At 62.3% G+C, this 6,938-nt stretch carries 8 protein-coding genes (1 of these 8 cut by a window edge); 5 read left to right on the forward strand and 3 right to left on the reverse strand.

Annotated elements, in window-relative coordinates; translation table 11 throughout:
- The first annotated feature begins 88 nt into the window (after positions 1 to 88).
- From hisS to ACZ5TB_RS11925, 4 genes are all read left to right on the forward strand, one after another.
- Positions 89 to 1,411 carry a histidine--tRNA ligase gene (hisS, locus tag ACZ5TB_RS11910; RefSeq protein ID WP_464778452.1) on the forward strand — a complete coding sequence of 441 codons (1,323 nt, stop codon included), beginning with the start codon at positions 89 to 91 and terminating at the stop codon, positions 1,409 to 1,411.
- A complete protein-coding gene (prfA, locus tag ACZ5TB_RS11915; protein WP_464778451.1) occupies positions 1,411 to 2,502 on the forward strand; it encodes a peptide chain release factor 1 in 1,092 nt (363 codons plus the stop codon). Before hisS ends, prfA begins: the two co-directional genes overlap by 1 nt.
- On the forward strand, positions 2,499 to 3,326 hold the full coding sequence (gene prmC / locus ACZ5TB_RS11920; protein WP_464778450.1) for a peptide chain release factor N(5)-glutamine methyltransferase: 828 nt from the start codon (positions 2,499 to 2,501) through the stop codon (positions 3,324 to 3,326). The genes prfA and prmC overlap by 4 nt, the downstream gene beginning before the upstream one ends.
- A gap of 352 nt (positions 3,327 to 3,678) precedes the next feature.
- On the forward strand, positions 3,679 to 4,458 hold the full coding sequence (locus ACZ5TB_RS11925; RefSeq protein ID WP_464778449.1) for a DUF4167 domain-containing protein: 780 nt from the start codon (positions 3,679 to 3,681) through the stop codon (positions 4,456 to 4,458).
- A gap of 90 nt (positions 4,459 to 4,548) precedes the next feature.
- Here ACZ5TB_RS11925 and ACZ5TB_RS11930 read toward each other — a convergent pair whose 3' ends face one another.
- Together ACZ5TB_RS11930 and ACZ5TB_RS11935 are read right to left on the reverse strand one after the other, a co-directional pair.
- Positions 4,549 to 4,926 (reverse strand): acyl-CoA thioesterase, encoded by a 378-nt coding sequence (locus ACZ5TB_RS11930; protein ID WP_449474480.1) that lies wholly within the window; start codon positions 4,924 to 4,926, stop codon positions 4,549 to 4,551.
- On the reverse strand, positions 4,919 to 5,218 hold the full coding sequence (locus tag ACZ5TB_RS11935; RefSeq protein ID WP_464778448.1) for a hypothetical protein: 300 nt from the start codon (positions 5,216 to 5,218) through the stop codon (positions 4,919 to 4,921). Before ACZ5TB_RS11935 ends, ACZ5TB_RS11930 begins: the two co-directional genes overlap by 8 nt.
- Before the next feature lie 75 nt (positions 5,219 to 5,293).
- Here ACZ5TB_RS11935 and ACZ5TB_RS11940 point away from each other — a divergent pair, with 75 nt between their 5' ends.
- Positions 5,294 to 5,722, forward strand: coding sequence for a CBS domain-containing protein (locus tag ACZ5TB_RS11940; RefSeq protein WP_464778447.1), 429 nt, complete (start codon positions 5,294 to 5,296; stop codon positions 5,720 to 5,722).
- Between the two features lies 1 nt (position 5,723).
- Here ACZ5TB_RS11940 and ACZ5TB_RS11945 read toward each other — a convergent pair whose 3' ends face one another.
- A protein-coding gene (locus ACZ5TB_RS11945) for a lipopolysaccharide biosynthesis protein (RefSeq protein WP_464791395.1) crosses the window boundary here: on the reverse strand, positions 5,724 to 6,938 show its 3' portion. 273 nt of this gene lie beyond the right edge of the window; only the last 1,215 of its 1,488 coding nucleotides appear in the window; its start codon lies off the right edge, out of view; it ends in the stop codon at positions 5,724 to 5,726.

Here is a 6,938-nt window from a genome sequence, read left to right on the forward strand (position 1 = left end):
TGCGTCCACCGCGAAGAACAGCGACGAAATTATCTGACAAAAAAAGCGCGTTTCCTTGAGCCTTCTTTGCCGTTAAAGGCGCATCCCCATGGCGAAAATTGAAACCCCGCGCCCGGTGCGCGGCACGCAAGACATGCTGGGGGGTACGGCGGAGGCGTTCCAGGAACGTTTCGCGCATGTGGTCGCGACCTTTGACCGGGTCCGCAGGCTCTATGGCTTTCATCGCGTTGAAGTGCCGGTCTTCGAAGCAACGGCGGTGTTCGCCCGGTCGCTTGGCGAAAGCACCGACGTCGTTTCCAAGGAAATGTACACGTTCGATGATCGTGGCGGCGACAGTATAACCCTGCGTCCCGAGTTCACCGCTGGGATCGCGCGCGCCTATATCACTGAAGGCTGGCAACAATATTCGCCGCTGAAGGTCGCGACCCACGGTCCGCTTTTCCGCTATGAGCGCCCCCAGAAGGGCCGTTTCCGCCAGTTCCACCAGCTGGACGCCGAGATCATCGGCGCGGGCGAGCCGGGGGCGGATATTGAACTGCTGGTCTTTGCCGACCAGTTGCTGCGCGAGCTTGGCGTATCTGAAGGCGTCACGCTGAACCTCAATACGCTGGGGGACGCGGCCAGCCGTGACGCGTGGCGCGCCGCACTGGTCGCCCATTTCGAAGCGCATCGCGATCAGCTGTCGGAGGACAGTCTCGACCGTCTGCATCGCAATCCGCTGCGTATCCTCGACAGCAAGGACCCGCGCGACCGCCCGGTGGCGGACAGCGCGCCGGATATCGACGCCTATCTGACCGATGAAGCGCGCGACTTCTTCGGCAAGGTGACGGCGGGCCTTGATGCGGCAGGTGTGGCGTGGGAACGCGATGCGCGTCTGGTGCGCGGCCTTGATTATTACCGTCACACCGCTTTCGAATTCATCACCGATCGGCTGGGTGCGCAGGGCACAGTGTTGGGCGGTGGGCGCTATGATGGGCTGATCGAAAATCTCGGTGGTCCCTCGACCCCGGCCGTCGGCTGGGCCGCGGGGATAGAGCGGCTGGCGATGCTGGTGGATGCGCCGGAGCAGGCCAAGATCAACGTAGCAGTTATCGTGGAATCAGACGATTTGATCTCATGTAGCTTTGACGTGGCTAGCAAGATTTGGCGATCAGGATTGTCCTGCGAGATAACTTCGACCGGTTCGCCAAAGAAGCGTTGGGAAAAGGCAACCAAGTTCAAAAATCCCGATCTTGCGCTTTCCTTGTCTCCGGGAATGGAAGGTCGGCCTAGTCTCCGAGTACGCTATTATGCGAAGTATCCTCAAATAGAGATGCCATCGGACGAAGCGCTTAGATCTCTCTTTGGAGCATGCTACGATTTGCAGATAGAGCGCAAACCAGTGACTCTTTGGGCTGATCGTCCTCTCTAATGCAAATCTCCGCCGAACGCATCGCGCAGATCGAGGCGCGCCGGGACGAGGTGCAGGCGTCGATGACGCGCGCGGACCTCGCGCCCGAGGAGTTCGTGCGGCTGTCGAAGGAATATGCCGAGATTGAGCCGGTGGCCCGCGCCGCGCATGAGGTGCGGCGTCTTCGGCAGGAGCTTCAGGCACTCGAATATATGGCGGGCGGCGACAATGCCGATGCTGACGCCGGGATGCGCGAGATGGCGCAGGAGGAAATGCAGCTGATCAAGAGCCAGCTGCCGGGCGCCGAACGGGCGCTCGCCCTGCAATTGCTGCCGCGCGATGCGGCCGATGCGCGTCCGGCCATGCTGGAAATCCGTGCCGGGACAGGTGGGGATGAAGCCGCGCTCTTCGCCGGTGACCTTTTCCGCATGTATCAGCGCTATGCCGACGCACAGGGTTGGAAGATGGAGATGATCTCCGCCAATGCTGCCGAAGTTGGCGGCTTCAAGGAAGTCGTCGCCAGCATCACCGGCATCGGCGTCTTTGCCAAGCTCAAGTTCGAAAGCGGCGTCCATCGTGTGCAGCGCGTGCCTGTCACCGAAAGCGGTGGGCGTATCCATACCTCTGCCGCGACCGTGGCGGTGTTGCCCGAGCCCGAGGAGGTCGATGTGCAGATCGCCGACGGCGACCTCAAGATCGACATCTACCGGGCATCGGGCGCAGGCGGACAGCATGTGAACACGACCGACAGCGCCGTGCGCATCACGCACTTGCCGAGCGGCATCGTGGTGACGCAGCAGGACGAACGATCGCAGCACAAGAACAAGGCCAAGGCCATGCAGGTGCTGCGCGCCCGGCTTTACGAAGCGGAGCGGGAACGCACGCAAAGCGAGCAGGCGGGCGCGCGCAAGGCGATGGTCGGGTCGGGCGACAGGTCCGAACGCATTCGCACCTATAATTTCCCGCAGGGCCGCGTGACGGATCACCGCATCAACCTGACCTTGCACCGGCTGCCTGAAATATTGGAAGGGCCGGGGCTCGCTGAAATCATCGACGCGTTGATCGCCGAGGATGAGGCCGCGCGCCTCGCTCAACTGGACGGCATCGGGTGAGCATCGCCCAGGCGCTTCGCGATGCGGCTGCCTTGCTTCAAAATGTCAGTGATACAGCGCGTCTCGACGCGGAACTGTTGCTCGCCCACGCGCTGGGCATCAGTCGCAATGAGTTGCTGCTTCGCCAGCAAGACCTCACGGTGCCTTCCGGCTTTAGCGCGCTGGTTGACCGACGGGTCGAAGGCGAACCCATCGCCTACATCACCGGCGTGCGCGATTTCTGGACGATCAGCCTGCGGGTGACGCCCGATGTCCTGATCCCGCGTCCGGACACCGAAACGCTGATCGAGGCCGCGATTGACCATCTCCAGGGGCGCGCACCGGCACGAATTCTGGACCTAGGCACCGGATCGGGCGCGCTGCTGCTCGCGGCCTTGGATCATTGGCCGCAGGCGACCGGCATCGGTGTGGACAGCTCCGCCGCTGCGCTCGCCGTTGCCCGGGCCAATGCCGAACATCTTGGGCTTGCCGGGCGCGCAACCTTTCAACTGGGCGACTGGGCTGAGGGGATAGCTGAACGGTTCGATCTCATCCTGGCTAACCCGCCTTATATTGAAAGCGATGCCGACCTTGCGGGCGACGTGTTGCATGAACCGGCAAGCGCCCTCTTCGCCGGTGCCGACGGCCTGGACGACTATCGGCGTATCGCGCCCATGATCGCGCGGCTGTTGGCCGAGTGCGGCATGGCGGCGATCGAGATTGGTTATGACCAGAGAGAAAGCGTCTCCGCCCTGCTTCAGGAACAGGGACTTGGCGTGGCCGTGCGCAAGGACATGGCGGGGCATGATCGTTGCCTTGTCGCTACTCCTCCTTCGCAGCTTTGAGCGCCGCCGATCCCCGTGCTGATCAGCCTACGAACCGAACGCGCCGGAATTGCTCGGGCGCAAGTGAAATTCGCTTGGTTTATCCCGCCAAAGACACTACATGAGGTGCAGGGACGGCATTATCCTGAGGATCTGCCCTGTGGGGCTTAGCTGAGAAAAGGCCGTTTTCCCGCTCCTTCAAAGTCACGATGGCGCTGCTGCGCAGGCGCCTCTGGCAGCGTAAGGGCAAGGGCTGTCGCGCAGTCCCTGTCCGGCGGAGCCCTACCCGGCCTGATAAGCAGGCCGTGCTTTAGGATAGCGACTGACCGATGATTTCAGTGAATGATGGCAAAGTGAACGCAAGGACCAGGTCTTGATCAACAACAGGCAGGCCGGTCGCCGGAATCGCGGCCGGAACAACAATAACGGACGTCCCAGCGGCGGTAACCGGGGCGGTGGCGATAGCGGCAACCGGATTGATAGCCGCGCACGCGGCAACGCGGTCCAGCTTCTGGAAAAATACAAGAATATGGCTCGTGACGCCCAGATGGCGGGCGACCGGGTGAATGCGGAATATTATCTGCAGTTCGCGGATCATTATTTCCGCGTGCTGGCCGACAATCGCGCCCGGCAGGAGGAGCAGCAGCAGCGCTACCGCCGTCCGGAAGATAATGGCGATTATGAAGGCGATGATTTCGACGCTCCGGAATATGCGGGCGATGATAATCGTGGCGAGCCGCAGCAGCAGCATTTCGAACGTGGCTATGAAGGCGATCGTCGCCGGGATCAGCCGCGCGACCAGCAGGATAATCGCGACCGGAATCGTCGGGATCGGCCTCGCCGGGACCGCCCTGCCTATGAAGCCGCCGAGCGACAGGAAATGGAAGCGCCGGAAGCTCCCGCGCCTGTGGCGGAACGCTCGCCCGAGCCTCAGCCCGAAGCGGAAGTTGCGGCAGCGCCCGAAGCGCCCCGCGCCCGCCGGGGCCGTCCCCGCAAGGCCGATACGGCGAAGTCGGAGGGCAGCGAAGGACTGGATCTCTCCGTCCTGCCGCCATCGATTGCTCGTGCCGACAATGACAGCGAGCCAGCCGCAGAGGAAGCGCCGCGCAAGCGCACTCGTCGCGCGCGCCCGGCTGCCGAAGCGGCGGAATGATCTAGCGTTCTGCCTCGGACAAGCGGCGGGATAGAATTAAAGGGAGTGGCGTTAGCGCCGCTCCCTTTTTCATATTCGACCAGCGGCAATTCAGCGCGTGGGCAAAACGCGGGGCCGATGCTGGTCGTCCAGCGCGACGAAGGTGAAGAGGCCGCTGGTAAGGTCGATCTGCTGCTGATCCGCGCCGCGCGTCGCCACCACATCGACACGAATGCCCATCGAGGTCCGCCCGCGGCGTTCCTCATGCGCATAGACCGTCACGATATCGCCCAGCAGCATCGGCGATATGAATTTCATTCCATCGATCGCGACCGTCGCCACCGCTCCTTCGGCCAGTCGGCCCGCCACGATGCCGCCCGCGATATCCATCTGGCTTAATATCCATCCACCAAAGATATGGCCGTTGGTATTGATCTGGGTGATGCCGGGAACCACCCGCAGAACCAGTTCGCCCCTTTTTTCAGTCATCGATCGATACCTCGTCCATCAGCGGGTCCATGACCTGATCGTCGTGTCCTGTCCCGCTCGACAGGAACACGAGCGCCATCAATCCGGTCCCCAGCATGAAGGTCAACCAAACCCCGATGATGGTGGCAAGGATCATGTGGAAGGGCATAGGTCCAGCCCATATCCGCAAGCAGACAAGTGCAACGCCGACGCACAGCGCGCCACCAACCGCCATCCATAACATGATGCGGCGGAACCGTCCCCATGCGGTCGCGGCAATCAGAGGATCATCGAGGCCCTGTTTGTTTCTCATCTCTTTTCTTTGGGGAGCGAAAGTGGGATCATCAAGGGACTGAGGCATAATGTCTGAACGGCAAGGAGACGGGGCATGACGATCACCGCGATTCTGCAGGGAAAGGGACGCGAAGTCACTCAGGTCCGGCCCGACGACAGCGTTCTTTCCGTGGTTCAATTATTGTCCGAACGGCGGATCGGCTGCGTCCCTGTTGTTGGTGACGGGGAAGTGCTGGGCATATTTTCGGAACGCGACCTCGTCCATCAAATCGCGCGGGACGGGGCGGCCGTGCTGCAACGCAAAGTGAGTGAGGTGATGACGGCGCCTGCCATCACCACGGACGACAAGACGCCGGTGATTCACTGTCTGTCGCTGATGACGAAGAAGCGGGTGCGACACCTGCCTGTCGTCGTTGATGGAGCCCTTATCGGACTCGTTTCCATAGGCGACCTGGTCAAGTTCCGGATCGACAGCATCGAATCGGAAGCGGCGGCTTTGCGCGACTATATCCAGTCGGCCTGATTCATTCGGCAGCGGGCAGGGGTGGCGCTCGCCGAATCACCAGGCTGACCAGCTCCATCAGCGTCCCGCGTGCACACAGCATCAGCGCGGCCAGAAAAGCGAGGCCGCCCGCCGGGACCAGTAAGCTCAGCCGCGCCAGCGCCGCCATAGGGGGCAGTTGCGAATCGATAGCCATGACCGCGCCCGCCATCAGGATAGAACAACCCAGCCCCGGAGCCGCCGCCCGAATCAGGTCGGACAGTCGGAGCCCCATCGGCCCCCCGGCGAGGCGCGCTGTAACGATCGTCAGGATGGGGAAGGCGCCCAGCCACGCCCACGCCAGGCCAATTGCTCCGAACTGAATGCCGATCAGAAACGCCGCAGGCATCAGAACCGCGCCCACCGCAGCGATTCGCGCGGTCGTGCCGGGCCGTCCCAACGCATTGCTGACCGGCGCGAACATGACTTGCAACGTCATGAACGGCATGGCGAGCGCCAAGACCGAAACGAAGGGCGCCATCTCCAGCCACTTCGTTCCGAAAAGCGTTTCCACCAGGGGCTCGGCAGTGACCGCCATCCCCAGATAAACCGGGCAGGAAATGAGCAGCAGCAGCCGTACCGCCTTGCAGAAGGACCAGGCGATTCGCCCCGGATCTTTCTGCATGCGCGCATAGGCGGGAAAGGCGACGTCATTGAGGGGTGGAATGAATTTCGACACGAAAATCTGCGTCAGGAACAGGGCTTCGGCATAGAGGCCAAGCCGGTGCGCGTTGAGCACGCGGCCTCCGATGAAAATGTCCGCCTGGCTCTGCACGATCCAGAAGAGCTGGCCGCCCAGCAGAGATGCGCCATAAGCGACCATTGCCCCTGTGCCCCTAAAATCGAAGCTGGGAATCGGCCGGAAGCCGGTGGCGAATATATAGCCCACCGCCTTCACCCAAAATCCCGCCATCGGTGCAAATACCAACGTCCACACGCCCCATCCCGATAGCGCGCCCGCCAGCGCCACGGCTGCCGACGCTATCGCCGCCACCAGATTGACCAGCGCTGGTCGCCTGAAATCCAGTGCCCGCCCCATCAGCGCTTCGGGAATCGATATGAACGGCGTCGATAGATAGAGCAGCGCCTGTACCCGCAGCAGATCCCCGACCATGGGTTGGTCATAATAGTCCGCCGCCCAGGGCGCGATCAGCAACTGCGCCAGCGCCAGTCCGCCGTTCAGCAGCAGCATGATGCC

This window comes from Sphingobium sp. TomTYG74 (assembly GCF_055393875.1).